This window comes from Stutzerimonas kirkiae, assembly GCF_004327335.1.
Lineage (GTDB): Bacteria > Pseudomonadota > Gammaproteobacteria > Pseudomonadales > Pseudomonadaceae > Stutzerimonas > Stutzerimonas kirkiae.
This window is the reverse complement of sequence record NZ_QJUO01000040.1, coordinates 1-21,954: the sequence shown is the minus strand read 5'-3', so window position 1 is coordinate 21,954 and position 21,954 is coordinate 1. Positions and strand designations below refer to the sequence as shown.

19 protein-coding genes and 2 tRNA genes are annotated in these 21,954 nt (G+C 63.0%); 15 read left to right on the top strand and 6 right to left on the bottom strand.

Going from position 1 to position 21,954, the window contains the following annotated elements; genetic code table 11:
• Positions 1-205: 205 nt before the first annotated feature.
• Both DNJ95_RS17120 and DNJ95_RS17115 read left to right on the top strand, forming a co-directional pair.
• Positions 206-1,384, top strand: a complete 1,179-nt coding sequence (locus DNJ95_RS17120; RefSeq protein WP_131185944.1) for an ATP phosphoribosyltransferase regulatory subunit — start codon at positions 206-208, stop codon at positions 1,382-1,384.
• Between the two features lie 67 nt (positions 1,385-1,451).
• Positions 1,452-2,747 (top strand): adenylosuccinate synthase, encoded by a 1,296-nt coding sequence (locus DNJ95_RS17115; RefSeq protein WP_131185943.1) that lies wholly within the window; start codon positions 1,452-1,454, stop codon positions 2,745-2,747.
• A gap of 65 nt (positions 2,748-2,812) precedes the next feature.
• On the opposite strand, the gene DNJ95_RS17110 is transcribed toward DNJ95_RS17115, so the two are convergent.
• From DNJ95_RS17110 to DNJ95_RS17100, 3 genes are all read right to left on the bottom strand, one after another.
• Positions 2,813-3,700, bottom strand: a complete 888-nt coding sequence (locus DNJ95_RS17110; RefSeq protein WP_131185942.1) for an EamA family transporter — start codon at positions 3,698-3,700, stop codon at positions 2,813-2,815.
• 102 nt (positions 3,701-3,802) lie between these two features.
• Positions 3,803-3,889: transfer RNA gene (locus tag DNJ95_RS17105), tRNA-Leu, on the bottom strand.
• A gap of 110 nt (positions 3,890-3,999) precedes the next feature.
• Positions 4,000-4,086 (bottom strand) — tRNA-Leu (locus DNJ95_RS17100).
• A gap of 204 nt (positions 4,087-4,290) precedes the next feature.
• On the opposite strand from DNJ95_RS17100, the gene rnr reads away from it, so the two are divergent.
• The 9 genes from rnr (at position 4,291) to alr (ending at position 13,572) form a co-directional block, all read left to right on the top strand.
• Positions 4,291-6,759, top strand: a complete 2,469-nt coding sequence (gene rnr / locus DNJ95_RS17095; protein ID WP_131185941.1) for a ribonuclease R — start codon at positions 4,291-4,293, stop codon at positions 6,757-6,759.
• On the top strand, positions 6,756-7,508 hold the full coding sequence (rlmB, locus tag DNJ95_RS17090; protein WP_131185940.1) for a 23S rRNA (guanosine(2251)-2'-O)-methyltransferase RlmB: 753 nt from the start codon (positions 6,756-6,758) through the stop codon (positions 7,506-7,508). Before rnr ends, rlmB begins: the two co-directional genes overlap by 4 nt.
• Before the next feature lie 32 nt (positions 7,509-7,540).
• On the top strand, positions 7,541-8,482 hold the full coding sequence (locus DNJ95_RS19585; protein ID WP_131185939.1) for an ATP-binding response regulator: 942 nt from the start codon (positions 7,541-7,543) through the stop codon (positions 8,480-8,482).
• Between the two features lie 274 nt (positions 8,483-8,756).
• Positions 8,757-9,176, top strand: a complete 420-nt coding sequence (gene rpsF, locus DNJ95_RS17080) for a 30S ribosomal protein S6 (RefSeq protein WP_131185938.1) — start codon at positions 8,757-8,759, stop codon at positions 9,174-9,176.
• 27 nt (positions 9,177-9,203) lie between these two features.
• Positions 9,204-9,434 (top strand): 30S ribosomal protein S18, encoded by a 231-nt coding sequence (gene rpsR, locus DNJ95_RS17075; RefSeq protein WP_131185937.1) that lies wholly within the window; start codon positions 9,204-9,206, stop codon positions 9,432-9,434.
• Between the two features lie 34 nt (positions 9,435-9,468).
• Positions 9,469-10,359, top strand: coding sequence for a YybS family protein (locus DNJ95_RS17070; protein ID WP_131185936.1), 891 nt, complete (start codon positions 9,469-9,471; stop codon positions 10,357-10,359).
• Between the two features lie 21 nt (positions 10,360-10,380).
• The gene (gene rplI, locus DNJ95_RS17065; protein WP_131185935.1) at positions 10,381-10,827 is read left to right on the top strand and encodes a 50S ribosomal protein L9; all 447 of its coding nucleotides are present in this window, start codon (positions 10,381-10,383) and stop codon (positions 10,825-10,827) included.
• Positions 10,828-10,924: 97 nt separating this feature from the next.
• Positions 10,925-12,319 carry a replicative DNA helicase gene (gene dnaB / locus DNJ95_RS17060; protein WP_131185934.1) on the top strand — a complete coding sequence of 465 codons (1,395 nt, stop codon included), beginning with the start codon at positions 10,925-10,927 and terminating at the stop codon, positions 12,317-12,319.
• A gap of 176 nt (positions 12,320-12,495) precedes the next feature.
• Positions 12,496-13,572, top strand: coding sequence for an alanine racemase (gene alr / locus DNJ95_RS17055; RefSeq protein WP_131185933.1), 1,077 nt, complete (start codon positions 12,496-12,498; stop codon positions 13,570-13,572).
• Positions 13,573-13,657: 85 nt separating this feature from the next.
• Here alr and pta read toward each other — a convergent pair whose 3' ends face one another.
• Positions 13,658-15,757: a phosphate acetyltransferase gene (gene pta, locus DNJ95_RS17050; protein ID WP_131185932.1), complete on the bottom strand. Its 2,100-nt coding sequence runs from the start codon at positions 15,755-15,757 to the stop codon at positions 13,658-13,660.
• 151 nt (positions 15,758-15,908) lie between these two features.
• Positions 15,909-17,096, bottom strand: a complete 1,188-nt coding sequence (locus DNJ95_RS17045; RefSeq protein WP_131185931.1) for an acetate kinase — start codon at positions 17,094-17,096, stop codon at positions 15,909-15,911.
• A 246-nt stretch (positions 17,097-17,342) separates the two neighbouring features.
• Here DNJ95_RS17045 and DNJ95_RS17040 point away from each other — a divergent pair, with 246 nt between their 5' ends.
• Positions 17,343-17,828 (top strand): FKBP-type peptidyl-prolyl cis-trans isomerase, encoded by a 486-nt coding sequence (locus tag DNJ95_RS17040; RefSeq protein ID WP_131185930.1) that lies wholly within the window; start codon positions 17,343-17,345, stop codon positions 17,826-17,828.
• 138 nt (positions 17,829-17,966) lie between these two features.
• Positions 17,967-18,446 carry a glutathione peroxidase gene (locus tag DNJ95_RS17035; protein WP_131185929.1) on the top strand — a complete coding sequence of 160 codons (480 nt, stop codon included), beginning with the start codon at positions 17,967-17,969 and terminating at the stop codon, positions 18,444-18,446.
• A gap of 133 nt (positions 18,447-18,579) precedes the next feature.
• Here DNJ95_RS17035 and DNJ95_RS17030 read toward each other — a convergent pair whose 3' ends face one another.
• A complete protein-coding gene (locus tag DNJ95_RS17030) occupies positions 18,580-18,879 on the bottom strand; it encodes an ArsR/SmtB family transcription factor (RefSeq protein WP_131185928.1) in 300 nt (99 codons plus the stop codon).
• A gap of 87 nt (positions 18,880-18,966) precedes the next feature.
• On the opposite strand from DNJ95_RS17030, the gene DNJ95_RS17025 reads away from it, so the two are divergent.
• Both DNJ95_RS17025 and DNJ95_RS17020 read left to right on the top strand, forming a co-directional pair.
• Complete coding sequence (locus DNJ95_RS17025; RefSeq protein WP_131185927.1) at positions 18,967-20,064, top strand: NADH:flavin oxidoreductase/NADH oxidase; 1,098 nt, start codon at positions 18,967-18,969, stop codon at positions 20,062-20,064.
• A 148-nt stretch (positions 20,065-20,212) separates the two neighbouring features.
• The gene (locus tag DNJ95_RS17020; protein WP_131185926.1) at positions 20,213-21,709 is read left to right on the top strand and encodes an acetyl-CoA hydrolase/transferase family protein; all 1,497 of its coding nucleotides are present in this window, start codon (positions 20,213-20,215) and stop codon (positions 21,707-21,709) included.
• The last annotated feature ends 245 nt before the right edge of the window (positions 21,710-21,954 follow it).

Genomic DNA, 21,954 nt, shown 5'->3' with positions numbered 1-21,954 from the left:
CATTGCTATGATCCGCGCAGCCGGGGCAGCCCCGGCTTTTTTACGTCTGCGCGTTCAAGTCTGCGCGCTCCTGGCAGGGGGTTGCCCTGCCTGCCGCCGTCGCCGGTCGACGGGGCTCGTTCGAACATGATGGCATGCGACCGGAGGACGGCTGTTCCTGCTCTCGTCTGCCGGCTGGAACTCTCTGAAAGAGGTGATAGGCGAAATGGCAACGATAGACCGCTGGCTACTGCCGGATGGCATCGAGGAGGTGCTGCCGCCCGAGGCGGCGCGTATCGAAACCGCGCGACGTCGTGTGCTGGATCTTTTCCATGGCTGGGGCTACGAACTGGTGATCACGCCCCATGTGGAGTTCCTCGAATCGCTGCTGACCGGCGCCGGCCAGGATCTGGACCTGAAGACCTTCAAGATCACCGATCCGCTTTCCGGGCGGCAGATGGGTTTTCGTGCCGATATCACCCCGCAGGTGGCGCGCGTCGATTCCCATACCCTGCGGCGCGAGGGACCGAGCCGCCTCTGCTATGTCGGCAGTGTGCTGCATGCCAGGCCGCGCGCGCTGTCCACTTCGCGCAGTCCGATCCAGTTGGGTGCCGAGTTGTATGGTGATGGCGGGGTTTCGGCGGATATCGAGGTCATCAGCCTGCTGCTGGAAATGCTGGAACTGGCCGAGGTCGCCAATGTGCACATGGACCTCGGCCATGTCGGCGTCTATCGCGGTTTGGCGAGGGCTGCCGGGCTGTCCGGCGATGTCGAGCAGCGGCTGTTCGATGCCTTGCAGCGCAAGGCCGTCGATGAGGTGCACGAACTGACGGCCGGCTTGCCGGAGTCGCTGGCGAAGATGTTGCAGGCACTGGCGTCGCTGTGTGGTGGCCGTGAAGTGTTGCAGGCCGCCCGCGAAGTGCTGGCACAGGCGCCGGACGATGTGCGGATGGCGCTGGAAAGCCTGGAGCGTATCGCCGCGGCGCTGGCGCAGCGCTTCCCGCGCTTGCCGCTGTATTTCGACCTGGGCGAGCTGCGTGGCTACCACTATCACACGGGGGTGGTGTTCGCCGCTTTCGTGCCGGGCGTCGGCCAGTCCATCGCCCAGGGCGGGCGCTATGACGATATCGGTGCCGATTTCGGCCGGGCGCGCCCGGCCACCGGCTTTTCCACGGACTTGAAGACCCTGGTCACCCTGGGCCAGGCCGAATTGGGTGAGCCCTCGCTCGCCATCTGGGCACCCTTCGACGCCGATCCCTCGCTGTGGAACGAGGTGCGCCGCCTGCGTGGCGAAGGCCGGCGCGTGCTCCAGGCGCTTGAAGGGCAGGCCCTGGATGGCGTGGCCTGCGATCGCCAACTGATCAATGAAGGCGGTGCCTGGCGCGTCGTGCCACTGGCCCCCTGAGCTTCCGACCGTAAAATAATTCGCTGGCCCTGGCCGGCATCTGCTTCGCCGAAGAGGACAAAGTGTTATGGGTAAGAATGTCGTCGTCCTGGGTACCCAGTGGGGTGATGAGGGCAAGGGCAAGATCGTCGACCTGCTGACGGACCAGGCTGCCGCCGTGGTTCGTTATCAGGGTGGCCACAATGCGGGGCATACGCTGGTCATCGATGGCAAGAAGACCATCCTGCGCCTGATTCCGTCCGGCATCCTGCGCGATGGCACGCAATGCCTGATCGGCAACGGTGTGGTGGTGGCGCCGGATGCCCTGCTCAAGGAAATCGGCGAACTGGAAGCCTGTGGCGTGCCGGTGCGCGAGCGGTTGCGCATCAGTCCGTCCTGCCCGTTGATCCTGCCTTATCACGTCGCCCTCGACCAGGCGCGCGAGAAGGCGCGGGGCGAAGCCAAGATCGGTACCACCGGCCGCGGCATCGGCCCGGCCTATGAAGACAAGATTTCGCGCCGCGGCCTGCGCGTCGGTGACCTGTTCCATCCGGAGCGTTTCGCCAGCAAGCTGCGGGAGATCCTCGAGTACCACAACTTCGTCCTGCAGCATTTCTATAAAGAGCCTGCGGTCGACTACCAGAAGACCCTGGACGAGGCCATGGCCTACGCCAAGGTCCTCGAGCCGCTGATGCTGGATGTGGTGACCCGCCTGCACGAGCTGCGCCGCGCCGGCGAGAACATCATGTTCGAAGGCGCCCAGGGCACCCTGCTGGACATCGACCATGGCACCTACCCGTTCGTCACCAGCTCCAATACCACGGCTGGTGGCGTCTCGACCGGCTCCGGCGTCGGTCCGTTGTACCTGGACTACATCCTCGGCATCACCAAGGCCTATACCACCCGGGTCGGCTCGGGGCCTTTCCCGACCGAGCTGTTCGACGAGACGGGCGCCTACCTGGCCAAGCAGGGGCACGAGTTCGGCAGCGTGACCGGCCGTGCACGCCGTTGTGGCTGGTTCGACGCGGTGATCCTGCGCCGCTCCATCGAGATCAACAGCATCTCCGGCCTCTGCCTGACCAAGCTGGATGTGCTGGATGGCCTGGAAACCGTGCGCATCTGCACCGGTTACCTGGATGCCCGGGGCAATACCCTGGTGGATGCGCCGACCGATGCCGAGAGCTACGAGAACCTGCAGCCGGTCTACGAGGACCTGCCGGGCTGGTCGGAATCCACCGTCGGTGCGCGCAGCCTGGACGAACTGCCGGCCAATGCGCGCGCCTATATCGCGCGTATCGCCGAACTGGTGGGGGCGCCCATCGATATCGTCTCGACCGGTCCGGATCGCAACGAAACCATCGTGCTGCGCCATCCGTTCGCCTGACGGGACAGTGCGATGAAAAAGGCCCGTACAGATACGGGCCTTTTTCGTTCTGGCCAGGGGCTGGTTCAGGTCGTCAGTGCCGGCAATATCACCAGAATGGCGCTGACCACGATCAGCAGCAGTCCCAGTCTTTCCCGGGGGGAGACTTGTTCTTTCAGCCAGTGCTGCGACAGCAGCAGGGTGAAGAGCACCTCGACCTGGCCGAGGGTCTTGACCAGGGCCACCTGTTCCAGGTTGACGGCGGTGAACCAGCACAGTGAGGCGATGGAACTGGACAGGCTGATGCGGAACACCAGGGATGGCTGGTGCCACAGTTGCAGCAGGGTGGCGCGATCGCGCAGGGCCAGCCAGGCGGTCAGGGCGCTGACCTGGATGCCGATGGTCCATACCAGCGCCCAGGCGGCGGTGTGCATGAACGGCAGGCTCAACTGGTGGCAGGCGTCGCGCACCCAGAGTGTGGTCAGGGCGAAACACAGGCCGCTGCCGAGGCCGAGCAGCAGGGTCGGCAAGTCGAGCGTGCCGGGTTCGCTGCGGCCTTTCATCAGCCACACCGCGACCGAGCCTATGGCGATGCCCAGCCAGCCGATCGGGCCGAGCAGGGCGCCGAAGAAGGCAGCGCCGAGTATCGCCGCCAGCAGCGCCTCGCTCTTGGCCAGGCCGACGCCGGCGGCATAGCTGCGGCGCTGGAACAGCAGCACCATGAGAATGGTGGCGAGAATCTGCGCGAAGGCGGCGGCGCTGACGGCGAACAGGAAGCGGCCACTGAAGTGCGGTACTTCGGTCGGCACCGCCAGCTCCAGTATCAGCAGATAGACACCAGCCAGGGGCAGTGCCCAGATGAAGCGCGCGAGGGTCACGCCGATGGCGTTCACGTCCCGGCTGAGGATTTTCTGTTGGGCATTACGCAGCGCCTGGGTAAAGGCGGCGAGCAGGGTGAAGGGGATCCAGAGCATTTGGGAATTCCGGAGGGCGGGAGAGGCCAGGGTGATGGCTTGGGGCAGGGCAGAATAGCAGGCGAAAAAAAACCGAGCCATTGGCTCGGTTTTTCATGAATTTGGTGCCCAGGAGAAGACTCGAACTTCCACGATCTTGCGATCACTGATACCTGAAACCAGCGCGTCTACCAATTCCGCCACCTGGGCACAGCACGACAATCACTTGCCGTTTTTACAGTGCTTCGTTCTTTCAATGAACACGGACCACTGCGTCCGTTAGACGACGAACCGATTTATCAAGTCGGTCCATCAGAATTTGGTGCCCAGGAGAAGACTCGAACTTCCACGATCTTGCGATCACTGATACCTGAAACCAGCGCGTCTACCAATTCCGCCACCTGGGCACGGGAAACGATGTCACTCGTCCGTTTCCGTGTTACAACGTCTCCAGGACGCTGTGGGCGCGAACTATACGGTCGAGGTTGGGGCTTGTAAAGACCTGATCCCCAAAAAAAATTTGTATTAAAGCTGCCGTATGGTCGCGTTTCGCGCTTCAATAGATACAAGACATTGGGTCCTGTATGCGTATAGAAAGGTGACATCACTGAATGGCCGATTGGCAATCCCTCGATCCCGAGGCCGCTCGCGAGGCGGAAAAATACGAAAACCCCATCCCCAGCCGTGAGCTGATTCTTCTGCATCTGAGCGAGAGAGGATCTCCGGCTTCCCGTGAGCAGTTGCAAGATGAGTTCGGACTTTCGTCCGAAGAGGACGTAGAAGCGCTGCGTCGCCGTTTGCGTGCGATGGAGCGGGACGGGCAAATCATCTATACCCGGCGTGGTACCTATGCGCCGGTGGACAAGCTGGACCTGGTCTGCGGACGGGTCAGCGGCCACCGTGACGGTTTCGGTTTCCTGCTGCCGGATGATGGCAGCGATGATCTGTTTCTCAGCCCGGCGCAGATGCGCCTGGTGTTCGATGGCGACCGCTGCCTGGCACGGGTGGCTGGCCTGGATCGCCGTGGTCGCCGCGAAGGCGCCATCGTCGAGGTGATCAGCCGCGCCCACGAAAGTATCGTCGGGCGTTACCAGGAAGAAAGCGGCGTCGGTTTCGTCGAGGCCGACAATCCCAAGATTCAGCAGGAAGTGCTGATCACGCCCGGGCGTTCGATGAATGCCAAGCCGGGCCAGTTCGTCGAGGTGAAGATCACCCACTGGCCGACCCAGCGCTTCCAGCCACAGGGCGACATCGTCGAGGTGATCGGCAACTACATGGCGCCGGGCATGGAAATCGACGTGGCCTTGCGCAGTTTCGATATCCCCCATGTCTGGCCGGAAGATGTGCTGCGCGAGGCGGCGCGCTTCAAGGATGAGGTGGCGGAAAAGGACAAGCTCAAGCGTGTCGACCTGCGTCACCTGCCGTTCGTCACCATCGATGGCGAGGATGCCAGGGATTTCGACGATGCGGTGTACTGCGAGAAGGTGCGCGGCTGGAAGCTGTTCGCCGGTGGTTTCCGGCTGTACGTGGCGATTGCCGATGTTTCGCATTATGTGAAGGTGGGTTCGGCGCTGGACAAGGAAGCCGAGGCACGTGGCAACTCCGTGTATTTCCCGGAGCGGGTGGTGCCGATGTTGCCCGAGGAGCTTTCCAACGGCCTGTGTTCGCTGAATCCCCATGTCGATCGCCTGGCCATGGTTTGCGAAGTCACCCTGAGCAAGACGGGTGTGATGACCGACTACCAGTTCTACGAGGCCGTGATCCACTCCCATGCCCGCCTGACCTACAACAAGGTCAGCAGCATGCTCGAGCAGCCGCAGTCCGCGGATGGCAAGCGCTTGCGCGACGAATACGCCGAAGTGTTGCCGCACCTCAAGCAATTGCATGCACTCTACAAGGTGCTGCTCAAGGCGCGCCATGTGCGTGGCGCCATCGACTTCGAAACCCAGGAAACCCGCATCATCTTCGGCGAAGGGCGCAAGATCGCTGAGATCAGGCCGACGCTGCGCAACGATGCGCATCGCCTGATCGAGGAGTGCATGCTCTGTGCCAACGTGGCCACCGCCGCTTTCCTGCAGGCGCATGAACTGCCGGCTCTTTACCGCGTGCATGATGGTCCGCCGCTCGAGCGGCAGGAAAAGCTGCGGGCTTTCCTTGGCGAGCTGGGGCTTGCCCTGCACAAGGGCAAGGAAGGGCCGACGCCGAAGGATTACCAGGCGTTGCTGGAGAAGATCCAGGGGCGCGCGGATTTCCATGTGATCCAGACGGTGATGCTGCGCTCGCTCAGCCAGGCGGTCTACAGCACCGACAACAATGGTCACTTTGGCCTCAACTACGAGGCTTATACCCATTTCACTTCGCCGATCCGGCGCTATCCGGACCTGCTGGTGCATCGCGCCATCCGCAGCGTGATCCGTTCGCGCCGGGAAACGCCCCATGTACGCCGGGAAGGCGCGCCCAGCATACCGAAGGCGCGTATCTATCCGTACGACGAGGCAGGCCTGGAGCAGCTCGGTGAGCAGTGTTCGATGACCGAGCGCCGCGCCGACGAGGCGACGCGGGACGTGGTGAACTGGCTCAAGTGCGAGTTCATGAGTGATCGTGTCGGGGAAACCTTCCCGGGGGTGATCACCGCCGTGACCGGGTTCGGGCTGTTCGTCGAACTGACCGACATCTACGTCGAGGGGCTGGTGCACGTGACCGCCATGCCGGGCGATTACTATCACTTCGATCCACTGCATCATCGCCTCTCGGGCGAGCGTAGCGGCCGCAGTTTCCGCCTCGGCGACAGTGTCTCGGTCAGGGTCATGCGGGTCGATCTGGATGAGCGCAAGATCGATTTCGAGCTGATCGAAACGAGTGCGCCGGCGCGCGGCAAATCTTCGGCGCCAGGGGTGGGCAATACCGATGTGAGCAAGAGCCGCGAGCTCAAGAAGTCGCTGCAGGATGCGGCACGCTCTGCCAGCAAGGGTGGGCAGGCTGCTGGCAAGTCCCGCGCAGGCAAGTCTTCGGGCAAGGCCGCTGCGAGCCCGCCGCTGGACAAGGCTGCGAAGCCCCGTAAGCGCAAGGCGAAGAAATGAGCGATCTGGAAAAAGTATACGGCCTGCATGCCGTCGAGGCCCTGCTGCGCCAGCACCCGAAGCGTGTCAAGCAGGTCTGGCTGGCCGAGGGTCGTGGCGATCCGCGGGCGCAGGCCCTGCTGGCGCTGGCCGAGCAGGCCAGGGTGCGCGTCGGGCAATGCGAGCGGCGCGAGATGGATGCCTGGGTCGAAGGCGTGCATCAGGGCGTCGTGGCCGAGGTGAGCCCCAGCCAGGTCTGGAGTGAAGCCATGCTGGACGAGTTGCTCGAGCGGGTCGAGTCGCCGCCGTTGCTGCTGGTGCTCGATGGCGTGACCGATCCGCATAACCTGGGAGCCTGCCTGCGCACCGCCGATGCGGCCGGGGCGCTGGCGGTCATCGTGCCCAAGGACAAGTCGGCGACACTCAATGCCACCGTGCGCAAGGTTGCCTGCGGTGCGGCAGAGGTGGTGCCACTGGTGGCCGTGACCAATCTGGCGCGCAGCCTGGAGCGCTTGCAGCAGCGCGGATTGTGGGTGGTCGGTACCGCCGGCGAGGCGCAACAGGAACTCTACGAGCAGGATATGACCGGGCCGACGGTGCTGGTCATGGGCGCCGAGGGCAAGGGTATGCGGCGTCTGACCAGGGAGCATTGCGACTACCTGGTACGCTTGCCCATGCGCGGTAGCGTCAGCAGTCTCAATGTTTCCGTCGCGACCGGAGTGTGTCTGTTCGAAGCCTTGCGCCAGCGTACACGTACACACAAGGGGTGAATGTGGCGCAGTCTCTCGATCATGGAGGTTGTATGTTGCAGGAAGCCAATTACGAGGGGGCGTTCCGTGCCTCTACACATCCTTGTGCTCTACTTGATACCCATCTGCTCGTCATCGATGCCAATCCGGCCTATCTGGCATTGGTCGGCCAGTCTCTGCCGCAGATTCGCGGCCGGGCCTTGCGCGATGTGCTATCTGCTGGCGCGCTGCGTTGCGAGCCGGGAAGGCTTGCCGGTCTGCTCGCTTCCTGTGAGCGGGCCCTGGCGGAGCGCATGCCGGATACCTCGGTGGGCGATGGATTCAGCCATGTACCGATCTTCGATCGGCATGGCCGGGTCGAAACCTTGCTGCAAACCCTGGACAAGCACTTCATTCCATCGGGGAAGACGCTGGCGGGCGTCGCGCATGAGCTCAATAACCTGTTGCAGGTCATCGGCGGTAACCTCCAGTTGCTGATGCGCAGCCTGTCCGCCGATGACTCGACCCGGCGGCGATTGTCCCAGGCCGGCTCGGCGGTCGATGCCGCCGCCGATCTGCTGCGCGATGTGCGCCAGGGCGTGGCCCAGGCCCGGGCGATAGCTCAGCCGGTGTGCCCGGCAGACGAGTGTGGGCCGCTGTCGTCGTTACGCATACTGTTCGTCGAGGATGATCCCACGCTGCGCATGCTGGCGGGGGAAGTGATGACGGAGCTCGGGCATGAGGTTTGTCTGAGCGAGTCCGCCGAGGAGGCGCTGGAGCAGTTGAGCCGGCAGCCCTTCGATGTGTTGCTGACGGATGTCGGCCTGGCCGGCATGAGTGGGCTCGATCTGGTGCGGGAGGTACGGCGCCAGGGGCAGCGTCTGACGCTGGTCATCGCCTCGGGGAGCCTGGTCGATATCGATCATGAGGGCCTGGAGGGCGTGCGCACCATGGTCAAACCCTACGATATCCATCAGGTCCGCACGTTGCTCGATACCATCCAGGCCGGCGCGTGAAGAGGGGCGAAGAGGGCGCTGGGGCTGTGCGAAGAGCGAAGCGCCCCACGCTTGCCGGTTCGGCCTCCAGCTTTCCAGCGCTCTTTTCGGAGCGCTTGTCGTGATCGCGCCGAATAACTCTCAACACCGCTTGCGGTGAGGCACTAACGCCCATAGAATACCGCCCCTTGCCCGGAAGGCAGGTTGTCGCGCGCCTCTCCGAAAGCAAGTCAACACATCATTCACTCCTTGCCTGACCGCACTGTCGGCAGGCTGCAACCCGTAAGGAGCAGTTATGCGTCATTACGAAATCATCTTCCTGGTTCACCCGGACCAGAGCGAGCAGGTTGGCGGCATGGTGGAGCGTTACACCAAGCTGATCGAAGAAGACGGTGGCAAGATCCATCGCCTGGAAGACTGGGGGCGTCGTCAGCTGGCCTATGCCATCAACAACGTCCACAAGGCTCACTACATCCTGTTCAACGTTGAAGCCAGCGCCAAGGCCCTGGCCGAGCTGGAAGACAACTTCCGCTACAACGACGCGGTCATCCGCAGCCTGGTCATCCGTCGCGACGAAGCCGTGACCGAGCAGTCCGAAATGCTCAAGGCTGAAGAAAACCGTAGCGAGCGCCGTGAGCGTCGTGACCGTCCTGACAGCACCGATGGCGCCGATAACGACGCCGAAAGTGACAGCGACAACAACGCTGACGAGTAATCCAAGGGTTTATTGAGGAGCCTGACCATGGCACGTTTTTTCCGTCGTCGTAAGTTCTGCCGTTTCACCGCTGAAGACGTGAAAGAGATCGACTTCAAAGATCTGAACACGCTCAAAGCCTACATCTCCGAAACCGGCAAGATCGTTCCTAGCCGTATCACTGGCACCAAGGCCCGTTACCAGCGTCAGCTGGCGACTGCCATCAAGCGTGCCCGCTACCTGGCCCTGCTGCCCTACACCGACAGCCACGGCCGTTGATCGGCCTGGTCGACAGAGGTAAAGGATAGATCGCATGCGCGCCTTGGCCGAGTTCATCATGCGCGGTCGCCTGCAGGCCACTCTGGTAGTGGTCGGCGCGGCGGTATTACCGTTCATGTTCTGGTTGAGCGCGGCCGCCGGCAGCCTGGTGCTGCTGCGGCGTGGCTTGAGCGATGCGCTGGGCATCCTGGTCTGGGCGCTGTTGCCGGCCCTGGCCTGGTTGTACTTCGGCGATCCGCGCACCCTGCTGGTCATGCTGGGTTCGTTGGCGCTGGCGATGCAGTTGCGCAACCAGGCGCCCTGGTCCCGCGTGATGCTGTACAGCATAGGGCTCGGGTTGCTGTATACCTGGGTACTGCTGCAAGTGTTCGGCGGGCCGATCGCGGCATTGGCCGGTGAGGTGCAGAAGGCCCTGCCCGATGCGCTTTCGCAGGCGTATCAGCAGCTTTCCGATGAGGAAAGGGGACAGTTGGAGGCCCTGCTGGTACCGGTGTTGACCGGACTGCTGGCGGCGTTGTTGCAGGCGCTGACCCTGCTCAGCCTGATGCTTGCGCGTTACTGGCAGGCGCTGCTGTACAACCCGGGTGGTTTCGGGTCGGAGTTTCGCACGCTGCGTTTCCGGGCGCTGCCCGCCATGCTGTTGCTGCTGGGGATGCTGTTGGGGCCGAGCCTCGATGTGCATCTGGCAGCGTTGACGCCGCTGTGCAGTGTGCCGCTGGCCTTTGCGGGCCTGGCGTTGGTGCATGGCCTGGTGGCGCAGAAGCGCATTCAGCGGTTCTGGCTTGTGGGGCTGTATGTCAGCCTGGTGGTGTTCATGCAACTGGTCTATCCACTGCTGGCCGTTATGGCCGTTGTCGACAGTCTGTTTGATTTTCGTGGCCGCGCCTCTCGTAAAGAGGGAGCGGGGTCTGACGGTGAAGGTTAAAAGTTAAGAGGTAAGACTCAAATGGAAGTCATCCTGCTGGAAAAGATCGCCAACCTGGGCAACCTGGGCGATAAAGTGAGCGTCAAGGCCGGTTACGGCCGTAACTATCTGCTGCCGCAACGCAAAGCGACTGCTGCGACCCCGGCCAACATCGCCGAGTTCGAAGCCCGCCGCGCCGAGCTGGAAAAAGCTGCCGCCGAGAAGAAGGCGTCCGCCGAAGCCCGTGCCGCTCAACTGGCCGAGCTGGAAGTCACCATCACCGCTACCGCGGGCGATGAGGGCAAGCTGTTCGGTTCCATCGGCACCCACGACATCGCCGATGCGCTGACTGCGTCCGGTGTCGAGATTGCCAAGAGCGAAGTGCGTCTGCCCAACGGCACCATCCGTCAGGTTGGTGAGTACGATGTGGCTGTGCACCTGCACACTGACGTTGAAGCCAGCGTTCGGCTGATCGTCATCGCCGGCTGATGCCTGCGACGTCTGGCACCCTGGGTGCCAGACGGATAACATCGGGCACGTTTCCGCCTTGCGGGACGTGCCTTTTGTTTTTCTGGATACGAGTACCATGAACGACATCAGTCTTCCCCAGCAGTACGACCTGGAAACGGCGGCGCTCAAGGTACCGCCTCACTCCATCGAGGCCGAGCAGGCAGTGCTTGGTGGCTTGATGCTGGACAACAATGCCTGGGAGCGCGTGCTCGACCAGGTGTCCGATGGTGACTTCTATCGCCATGACCATCGGCTGATCTTTCGCGCCATCCATGTCCTGGCCGAGCGCAACGCCCCCTTCGATGTGGTGACGCTGTCCGAGCAACTGGACAAGGAAGGGCATCTGCCGCAAGTCGGCGGGCTGGCCTACCTGGGCGAACTGGCGAAGAACACGCCCTCGGTGGCCAATATCAAGGCCTATGCGCAGATCATTCGCGAGCGGGCGACGCTGCGCAAGCTGATCGGTATCAGCAACGAGATCGCCGACAGCGCCTATGCCCCACAGGGCCGGACTGGCGATGAAGTTCTCGACGAGGCCGAACGGCTGATCTTCCAGATCGCCGAGTCACGCCCGAAGACCGGTGGCCCGGTTGGTATCAACGACATTCTGGTCAAGGCCATCGACCGCATCGACTCGTTGTTCAACGCTGGCGAGGCGATCACCGGGCTTTCCACCGGCTTCACCGATCTGGACGAGGCCACCAGTGGGTTACAGGCCGCCGACCTGATCATCGTCGCGGGCCGTCCCTCGATGGGCAAGACCACCTTCGCCATGAACCTGGTGGAAAACGCGGTGCTGCGTTCGGACAAGGCGATCCTGGTGTACTCGCTGGAAATGCCTGCCGACTCCATCGTGATCCGTATGCTCGCGTCCCTGGGGCGGATCGATCAGACCAAGGTGCGTACCGGCAAGCTGGATGACGATGACTGGCCGCGCCTGACCTCGGCGGTCAACCTGCTCAACGACCGCAAGCTGTTCATCGACGATACGGCGGGCATCTCGCCTTCCGAGATGCGGGCGCGTACCCGGCGCCTGGCGCGCGAGCATGGCGAGATCGGCATGATCATGGTCGACTACCTGCAACTGATGCAGATCCCTGGTTCCAGTGGCGATAGCCGGGTCAACGAGATTTCCGAGATATCGCGCTCGCTCAAGGGGCTGGCCAAGGAGTTCAACTGCCCGGTGATCGCCCTGTCACAGCTCAACCGCTCGCTGGAGCAGCGGCCCAACAAGCGCCCGGTCAACTCCGACCTGCGCGAGTCCGGGGCCATCGAACAGGATGCGGATATCATCATGTTCGTCTACCGGGACGAGGTCTATCATCCGGAAACCGAATACAAGGGCGTTGCCGAGATCATCATCGGCAAGCAGCGTAACGGCCCCATCGGCACCACGCGTCTGGCCTTCCTCGGCAAGTATTCGCGTTTCGAGAACCTGGCGCCGGGCAGCTACCAGTTCGACGATGAATAGATAACGAGCAGTGGCAAGCTGAATCCACGTAGGTGCACCCTGTAACGGCTTGAAGCTTGAAGCTCATGGCTGCTTTTTACCCCCTGTCCGTCTTTCCAAATCACCCTGGCGACGGGTTGCGGCCAGTGGTTCTCGGAGTAAGATTCGGGCTCCTGTCGTTTTCAAGGATTTCTTCCATGCGTCCCCTCGTTGCAACGGTCGATCTGGCCGCGTTGCGTCACAATTATCTTCTCGCCAAACGTAGTACCCCGGGCCGCCATGCCTTTGCCGTGGTCAAGGCCAATGCCTATGGGCATGGCGCGCCACAGGCGGCACAGGCGCTCGCTGAGCTGGCCGATGGCTTTGCCGTGGCCTGTATCGAAGAGGCGCGCGAGGTGCGCCAGGTGGTTGCCGCGGCCCGCTTGCTGTTGCTGGAGGGCTGTTTCGACGCGCAGGAGTACCAGGAGGCGGCGCAATCCGGGCTGGATGTGGTGGTGCAGGATGAGGCGCAGGCCGCACTACTGCTCGAAGCGCGTTTGGAGCGTCCGCTGAATGTCTGGCTCAAGCTGGATTCCGGTATGCACCGCCTGGGCTTCACTGCCGAAGCATTGCGTGATTGCCATGCCCGCCTGCGTGTGGCGGCGAATGTCGCGGAGCTGAACCTGATCAGTCACTTCGCCTGCGCCGACGAGCGTGGTCATCCGTCGATCGAGGCGCAATTGCAGCGCTACTCCAGTCTGCTCGACCTGCCTTTCGATAACCGTACCCTGGCCAACTCCGCCGCCGTACTGACCTTGCCAGCCACGCATATGGATTGGGTGCGCCCTGGCATCATGCTCTACGGCGCCTCGCCGTTCGCCGAACTGAGTGCGCAAGAGCTGGGGCTTAAGCCGGTCATGCGCCTGGCTGGACGGCTGATCGCCATGCGCGATCTGGCTGCGGGGGAAGCGGTCGGCTATGGCGCCAACTGGGTCGCCGAGCGGCCTTCGCGCATCGGTACGGTCAGTTGCGGTTATGCCGATGGCTATCCGCGCACCGCGCCTTCGGGAACGCCGCTGGCGATCAGGGGGCAGCGTGTACCACTGGCCGGCCGGGTGTCCATGGACATGCTGGCGGTGGACCTGACCGATCTGCCAGAGGCTTCACTGGGCGACGAGGTGGAGCTGTGGGGCGAGCTGGTGAGTATCGACGAACTGGCGGCTGCCTGCGGCACTATCGGCTACGAGTTGCTGACCAAGGTCACGGCGAGGGTGCCCAGGAGCTACAAGCCATAAGCCACAAGCTGCAGCCAGCCAGGGGTTGTCGCCCTCGTAGGAGCCCCAGATGCTTCTCTTGCAGCTTGCAGCTTGCAGCTCTGCTTCAGTCTTCCTTCTGATTGGCCGCCTGCAGGGCGGTCAGGGCGATGGTGAAGACGATATCGTCCACCAGGGCACCGCGCGACAGGTCGTTGACCGGCTTGCGCAGGCCTTGCAGCATCGGGCCGACGCTGATCACGTTGGCGCTGCGCTGTACCGCCTTGTAGGTGGTGTTGCCGGTATTCAGGTCGGGGAAGACGAACACCGTGGCCTGGCCGGCGACCAGGCTGTTTGGCGCCTTCTGCTTGCCGACGCTGGCCACGGAGGCGGCGTCGTATTGCAGTGGGCCGTCGATCGGCAGGCCGGGCGAGCGCTCGCGGGCCAGGCGGGTGGCTTCGCGGACCTTGTCCACTTCCGCGCCGCTGCCGGAGTCCCCGGTGGAGTAGCTGATCATCGCCACGCGCGGGTGCACGCCCAGGGCCACGGCGGACTCGGCGCTCTGCAGGGCGATTTCCGCCAGTTCGGTGGCGCTCGGGTTGGGGTTGACCGCGCAGTCGCCGTAGACCAGTACCTGGTCCGGCAGCAGCATGAAGAACACCGAGGACACCAGGTTGTAGCCCGGTGCGGTCTTGATCAGTTGCAGGGCCGGGCGGATGGTGTTGGCGGTGGTGTGCACCGCGCCGGAAACCAGGCCATCGACTTCGTCCAGCGCCAGCATCATGGTGCCCAGCACCACGGTGTCCTTGAGCTGTTCGTCGGCCATTTCCGGAGTCAGGCCCTTGCTCTTGCGCATTTCGACCAAGGGCGCGATGTAGTTCTGGCGAATCTGCTCCGGGTCGAGAATCTCCAGCCCTTCGGGCAGGTTGATGCCTTGTGCGGTGGCGATCGAGCGGACTTCCTCCGGCTTGGCCAGCAGTACGCAACGGGCGATGCCGCGCTGCTGGCAGATGGCGGCGGCGCGGATGGTGCGCGGCTCGTTGCCTTCCGGCAGCACGACGCGCTTGTTGGCTTCCTGGGCGCGCTTGACCAACTGGTAGCGGAAGGCCGGCGGCGACAGGCGCAGTTCGCCGCGTGGCACGCTGAAGCGATCGCGCAGGAATTCCGCTTGCAGGTGGCCGGCGATGTATTCGGTGACGCGGGTGGCGCGCTCGATATCGTCGGACGGGGTTTCCTTGTTCAGGCCGAACAGGTTGGTGGCGGTGTCGTAGGAGCCGGTCGGCACGCTGAATACCGGCAGGCCGCCGTCCAGCGCCGCCTTGCACAGTTCTATGATGCGTGGGTCAGGGTCGAAATCGCTGCATAGCAGCAGGCCGGCGAGTTTCACGCCATTGAGCGAAGCCAGGCTGGCGGCCAGGATGATGTCGTCGCGGTCGCCGGGTGTCACCACCAGCACGCCGGGCTGCAGCAGTTGCACGGTGTTGGGTACGGTGCGGGCGCAGAGCACGATCTTGTTGACGCGCCGCTGCTCGGCCTCGCCGCTGTTGATCACCTCGGCATCCAGTAGTTGCGCGACATCGAGGGTACGCAGGGCATTGAGATCCTGCTCGAACGGAATGCTGCCCAGCAACTGGAAGTCGTTGCCGCCGAGTGCGGGCAGGTGGGCCTTGAGGCGCTCGACGAAGGCGGGGCCGCCATCCTCGCTCTTGACCTTGTTGAGGATCACGCCCAGTACATGGGGTGCCTGGATGCCGCCGAACAGGCGAGCCTGGATCTCGATGCGCTCGGCCAGTTGCTTGAGCGTATCGCTGCCCTGGGCCGCGACCAGGATGACTTCGGCGTCCAGGCTCTTGGCGATCCGGCTGTTGACGCGGGCGGTGTAGTCGGACGTGCGAGTGGGCACCATGCCTTCCACGATCACCACATCCTTGCCGCTGGCAACCTGCTGGTAGCGGCTGACGACGTCTTCGAGCAGCAGGTCGAGTTCGTCGCTGGCCAGTTGGCGTTCCACCTGCTCGAGCGGGATCGGTGCCGGCGGTGTCTGTTTCAGCGTGCGCTCAGCCAGGATACAGGAGCGTTCCAGCCCTTGGTCGCTGGGGAAGGGCTGGGCGATGGGCTTGAAGAAGCCGACCGCCAGGCCGGCGTTTTCCAGGGCACGGATCAGGCCGAGGCTGACGGAGTTGAGACCGCCGCCAGAGCCGGCGGGTGCGAGGAACAGGGTGTGCATGGACTCTCCTTGTGCCGGGGCAACACGATCTGTCGCATGGTGGCCGGGTGGTGTTGGAAATGGCTCCAGCTCGCGGGATCGTGGGCGGCGTGGTGGTGAAAAGCGAAAGACCCGACGTGCGCGACGATCGGGTCCTGTTCATTGTGTAGCCTCAGGCGTCGAGCAGGGTCAGTGTGTCGATGGCGATCTGGCGTTCCTCGTTGGTCGGCACCACCATGACGCGCGGACTGCCGGTGGCCTGGATCTCGCCAGCGACGCCACGGATGCAGCGGGCATTGGCTTCGTCGTCGAGTTTGAAGTTGAACAGTTTCAGATGCTCCAGTGTCCGGGCGCGGATGGCCGAAGAGTTTTCGCCGATGCCGCCGGTGAAGACCAGGCCGTCCAGGCGCGGCAGGGCACAGGCCATGCCGGCCAGGGACTTGGCGAGACGATAGCAGAAGACTTCGAAGGCCAGGCTGGCGCCAGCATGCCCGGCAATGCGCGCTTCGTAGAGGGTGCGCATGTCGTTGGACAGGCCGGAGAGACCTTTCAGGCCGCTTTCATGGTTGAGCATGCGATCGACCTGGTCCAGCGTCCAGCCCAGGTTGCGGGCCAGGTAGTTATGCAGGTTCGGGTCGACATCGCCGCTGCGGGTGCCCATTGCCAGGCCTTCCAGCGGTGTCAGGCCCATGCTGGTATCGCGGCTTTCGCCATTGACGATGGCACAGGTGGAGCTGCCGTTGCCCAGGTGGGCTGTCAGCCAGCAGCTATCGTTCACCGGCAGGCCCGTAAGCTCCGCGGCGCGCTTGCTGACATACAGGTGGCTGGTGCCATGGAAGCCATAGCGGCGTACACCATGTTCCCTGTAGAGGAACTCGGGAACGGCGTAGCGGTAGGCATATTCCGGCATGGTCTGGTGGAAGGCGGTATCGAATACGCTGACCTGCGGCAGGCCGGGGAACAGTGCCATGGCGGCTTCGATGCCGGTCAGGTTGGCCGGGTTGTGCAGGGGCGCCAGTTGTGCGGCCGTGCGTACGGCGTCGAGCACTGCGTCGTCGATCAGCGTGGAGCCGGTGAAGTGCTCGCCACCGTGCACCACCCGGTGGCCGATACCGTCCAGGTGCCCGCCGGCCGCTTCTTGTGCCAATGGCAGCAGGCGCTCCAGGGCCGCGCGATGATCGGCATGCGGAATGTCCAGGCTTTCCTTGGCTTCGCCCAACTGCCAGTGCAGCACCGCTTCAGGGCTGCCCAGGCGTTCAGCGAGGCCTTGCAGGGGGAAAGCGGCCTGCTCCTCGTTGACCAGAGCGAACTTGATCGATGAGCTGCCACAGTTGATCACCAGGATATTACGAGCCGGCATCGGTGCTCCTTGGAATGCTGTTTGATTATTGGAAAATGCGCCAAAGGAAACTTACGTCCCGAATTCTTGCACATGTCGCTAAAAAGGGATGCCATCCGAAGGTTGTATTCGGCCTACAAAAAGCATGGACTACCAATGTGTCGGATTTCCGTCTACCGGTCCGATTTTTCCCCGCCTTGTTCGCAATCGCGCTGGCTGGCGGTTAGACTGCCGCACTCATTCCCTCATATGAAAAGGTTTCGCCCCATGCTGATCGCCGCCAACAAGGCTGTCTCCATCGACTACACACTCACCAGTGATTCGGGTGAGGTTATCGACAGCTCCGCTGGCGGTGCGCCGCTGGTCTACCTGCATGGCGCAGGCAACATCATCGTCGGTCTGGAGCGTGCTCTCGAAGGCAAGCAGGCAGGCGACGAGGTCAAGGTCGCCATCGAGCCCGCCGACGCCTATGGCGAATACAGTGCCGAACTGGTCGCCACATTGAACCGTTCCATGTTCGAAGGTGTCGATGAACTGGCGGTTGGTATGCAGTTTCATGCATCGGCGCCGGATGGCGGCATGCAGATCGTGACCATTCGCGACATCGAGGGTGACGATGTCATCGTCGATGGCAATCATCCGCTGGCAGGCCAGCGCCTGAACTTCGAGGTCAGGATCGTCGAAGTTCGTGAGGCCAGCGAAGAGGAAGTCGCTCATGGTCACATCCATGGCGAGGGTGGCCATCACCACTGATACCGGTGATGGCCAGCGCGGCGAAGCTTGTGCCCGTGGTGAGGCCGCGGGCGGGGTGTTTCGTGTCAGCGTGTGCTTTGGTTGTTGAAAGCGCCCCGGTTCGGCCGGGGCGTTTTCTACCTTCTGGAGAAGTAAGCGATGAGTGCATTCCACGATTTGAATCTGTCCGGGTTGGCGGGTGAGCCTCTGCCGGCGCTTTTCACCAATCCGCTGACGCTGGTCGTCAATGTGGCTTCGCAGTGTGGCCTGACGCCGCAATATGCGGGCCTGGAGCGCCTCTATCAGGAATACCGGGAACGCGGCTTCAGTGTGCTTGGAGTGCCTTGCAACCAGTTCGCGGCCCAGGAACCCGGAACCGATGAAGAAATTCGCTCATTCTGCAGCAGCAATTATGGAGTGAGCTTTCCGCTGACCTCCAAGCTGGATGTCAATGGCCCGCAGCGTCACCAGCTCTACCGCCTGCTGGCGGGCGAAGGGGCGGACTTTCCCGGTGACATCACCTGGAATTTCGAGAAATTCCTGGTGGGTAGCGATGGGCGGGTACTGGCGCGCTTTTCTCCACGAACCACTCCCGACGATCCGGTGCTGATCCAGGCGATCGAAGCCGCCCTGGCCTGAGGCCGGCAATACCGCAAGCCACTGAAGAAGCAGAATTGCCGGCAATGCATGGCACGACGCGTGGCGGGGGAGGGCTCGCCGCCATACTCTTTCTTGCCGCTTGCCGCTTGCCGCTTGCCGCTTGCCGCTGCTGCTAGCACTGTTCGAGTACGGCGGCCATCAACCCGGGGAAGCGGGCGTCCAGCTCCTCCCGGCGCAATCTGTTGATATGGGTGGTGCCGGCGTGGCTGGTCTGGACCAGGCCGGCGTCGCGCAATACCCGGAAGTGATGCGACATGCTCGATTTGGGGCGTCCGCCATCGAGCTCGCCACAGGTCGCCTCGCTGACCCTGGCCAGGTGGCGGATAATTTCCAGGCGTACCGGATCACTCAAGGCATGGAAGATGCGTTCGAGTGTGAAGTCTTTGGCTGATGGGTGCTTGAAGGGGCGCATGGCGGTAATCATACATGGGCTTTGCCAGGAAGCGTAAGTTCGAATATTATCGAATTTAGGTAATTGACCAATCGAAGGGGATTCGCCATGTCTGCTCTGTTCTCGCCCTTGACGCTCAAGGGGCTCACCCTGCGCAATCGTATCGCCGTTCCGCCCATGTGCCAGTACCAGGCGGTGGATGGCATCATCAACGACTGGCACAAGGTTCATTATGCTTCCCTGGCGCGTGGCGGCGCCGGCCTGGTGGTGGTCGAAGCGACCGCGGTATCGCCGGAAGGCCGTATCACGCCAGCCTGTGCCGGCCTGTGGACGGATGAGCAGGCCCAGGCATTCGTCCCGGTGGTCGAGGCGATCAAGGCGGCCGGCTCCGTGCCGGGTATCCAGATCGCTCATGCCGGGCGCAAGGCCAGCGCCAATTTGCCCTGGGAAGGTGATGACCATATCGCCGAAGGCGATCAGCGTGGCTGGCAGACATTGGCGCCTTCGGCTGTCGCTTTCGGCGCCAACCTGCCGCAGGTGCCCAAAGCCCTGGACCTGGAGGAGATCGCCCGGATTCGTGGCGACTTCGTCGCGGCGGCCAAGCGGGCACTGGAGGCGGGGTTCGAGTGGCTGGAGCTGCATTTCGCCCATGGCTATCTGGCCCAGAGCTTCTTTTCCACCCATTCCAACCAGCGCACCGATGCCTATGGCGGGAGCCTGGAGAACCGCAGTCGTTTCCTGCTGGAGACCCTGGCGGCGGTGCGCGAGGTCTGGCCGGAGCATTTGCCGTTGACTGCGCGTTTCGGCGTCATCGAGTACGACGGCAGGGACGAACAGACGCTTGCCGAGTCGATCGAACTGGCACGCCAGTTCAAGGCCGCGGGGCTGGATCTGCTCAGCGTCAGCGTCGGTTTCTCCACACCCGAGGCGAACATTCCCTGGGCTCCGGCGTTTCTTGCACCTATCGCCCAGCGTGTCGCCCGTGAGTCGGGATTGCCGGTATCCAGCGCCTGGGGCATCGATACCCCGGCGTTGGCCGAGTTGGCGGTGAAGAATGGCCAACTGGATCAGGTACTGGTCGGCAAGGCGCACCTGGCCGATCCGCATTGGGCTTACCTGGCGGCCTGCGAACTGGGCGTCGAGCGTCCTTCCTGGGTGCTTCCCGCTCCCTATGCGCACTGGCTGGAGCGCTACCGGAGCGCTTGAGCGACTGCGGCGACCGGACTCATGTCCGGTCGCCCGTGCTTGTGATATCCACCTTTCTCTTCATGCCAATACGACTTTCGTAGATACTCCGGCGGTTTGCCATGTAATAAACTCCGGCCTCCGACTCACCCTGTGGCTTGAGGCTTACATGTATTCAGATCGTATTCGCTTGACCTCTCTGCAAAGCAAAGTCATGAGCGCCCAGGAGGCTGCTTCCTTCATCCAAGACGGCATGACTGTCGGCATGAGCGGCTTTACCCGCGCCGGTGAGGCCAAGGCGGTGCCGCTGGCGCTGGTCGAGCGTGCCAAGCAGGAGACCCTGAAGATCAGCCTGGTCACCGGCGCCAGCCTTGGTAACGATCTGGACAAGCTGATGGCCGAAGCCGGCCTGCTGGCCCGCCGCTCCCCGTTCCAGGCCGATGCCACCTTGCGCAAGGCGATCAACGCCGGGCAGGTGATGTTCACCGACCAGCACCTGTCGCACACCGTCGAGCAGATGCGCAGCCAACAGATCAAGAAGCCCGAGGTGACCATCGTCGAAGCGGTCGCCATCACCGAACAGGGGCATATCGTACCGACCACCTCCGTGGGCAACTCGGCCAACCTGGCGCTGTTCGCCGACAAGGTGATCGTCGAGCTGAACCTGGCGCACAACCTCAATCTCGAAGGCTTGCACGACATCTATATCCCCGAGGAGCGTCCGAATCGCAAGCCGATCCCGCTACTGAATGCCAGCGACCGCATCGGCGTTACCGCGATCCCGGTCGATCCGGCCCGTATTGCCGCCATCGTCATCACCGAGCAGCCTGACTCCTATTCAACCGTCACGCCGCCGGACGAGGAAACCCAGGCCATCGCCGACCACCTGATCGAGTTCTTCAAGCGCGAAGTGGCCGCAGGCCGCCTGAGCAACAACCTGGCGCCGCTGCAGGTCGGTATCGGCAACATCGCCAATGCCGTGACCTCCGGCCTGATCAATTCGCCGTTCGAGGACCTCGTGCAGTATTCCGAGGTGTTGCAGGATTCCACCTTCGAACTGATCGAGGCAGGCAAGCTGCGTTTCGCTTCCGGCTGCTCGATCACCCTGTCCGAGCGCATCAATGATCGCGTGTTCGGTAACCTGGAGAAATACAAGGACAAGCTGGTCCTGCGACCCCAGGAAATCTCCAACCATCCGGAAGTCGTGCGTCGTATCGGTGTCATCGGCATCAACACCGCGCTCGAGTTCGATATCTATGGCAACGTCAACTCCACCCACGTTGGCGGCACCAAGATGATGAACGGTATCGGCGGTTCGGGTGACTTCGCGCGCAACGCGCAGATGGCCATCTTCGTCACCAAGTCGATCGCCAAGGGCGGCAGCATCTCCAGCGTGGTGCCGATGGTCGGTCACGTCGATCATACCGAGCACGACACCAGCATCCTGGTCACCGAGCAGGGCCTGGCCGATCTGCGTGGCCTGGCGCCGCGCGAGCGGGCCCGGGCGATCATCGACAACTGCGCCCACCCGGATTACCGCGATGCCCTGAACGCCTACTTCGAGGCGGCCCTGGAGAAAGGCGGCCAGACCCCGCACGTTCTGCGTGACGCGCTGCAGTGGCACATCAACCTGGAAGAAACCGGGCATATGCTGAACAAGAAGTAAGCAGCCGATAGTGCGGCGATACAAGGCCGCGCGATTTTCCGGAGACCCCGAAAGCCAAGCTTTCGGGGTTTTTTTTGTGCGCCCAGCATGGGCGCACTCCTGTGGGTGCAAGTCCCATCGTAAGCTGATCACCGCGAACGAAGTGAAGCGCAACTGCGTGAGGGCGACCGAGCGTGGGGAGGAAGCGTAGAGCGTAATCTGCGAGCCGATGGACAAGAACCGGATAGAAGGCGCTGCCGAGCAGG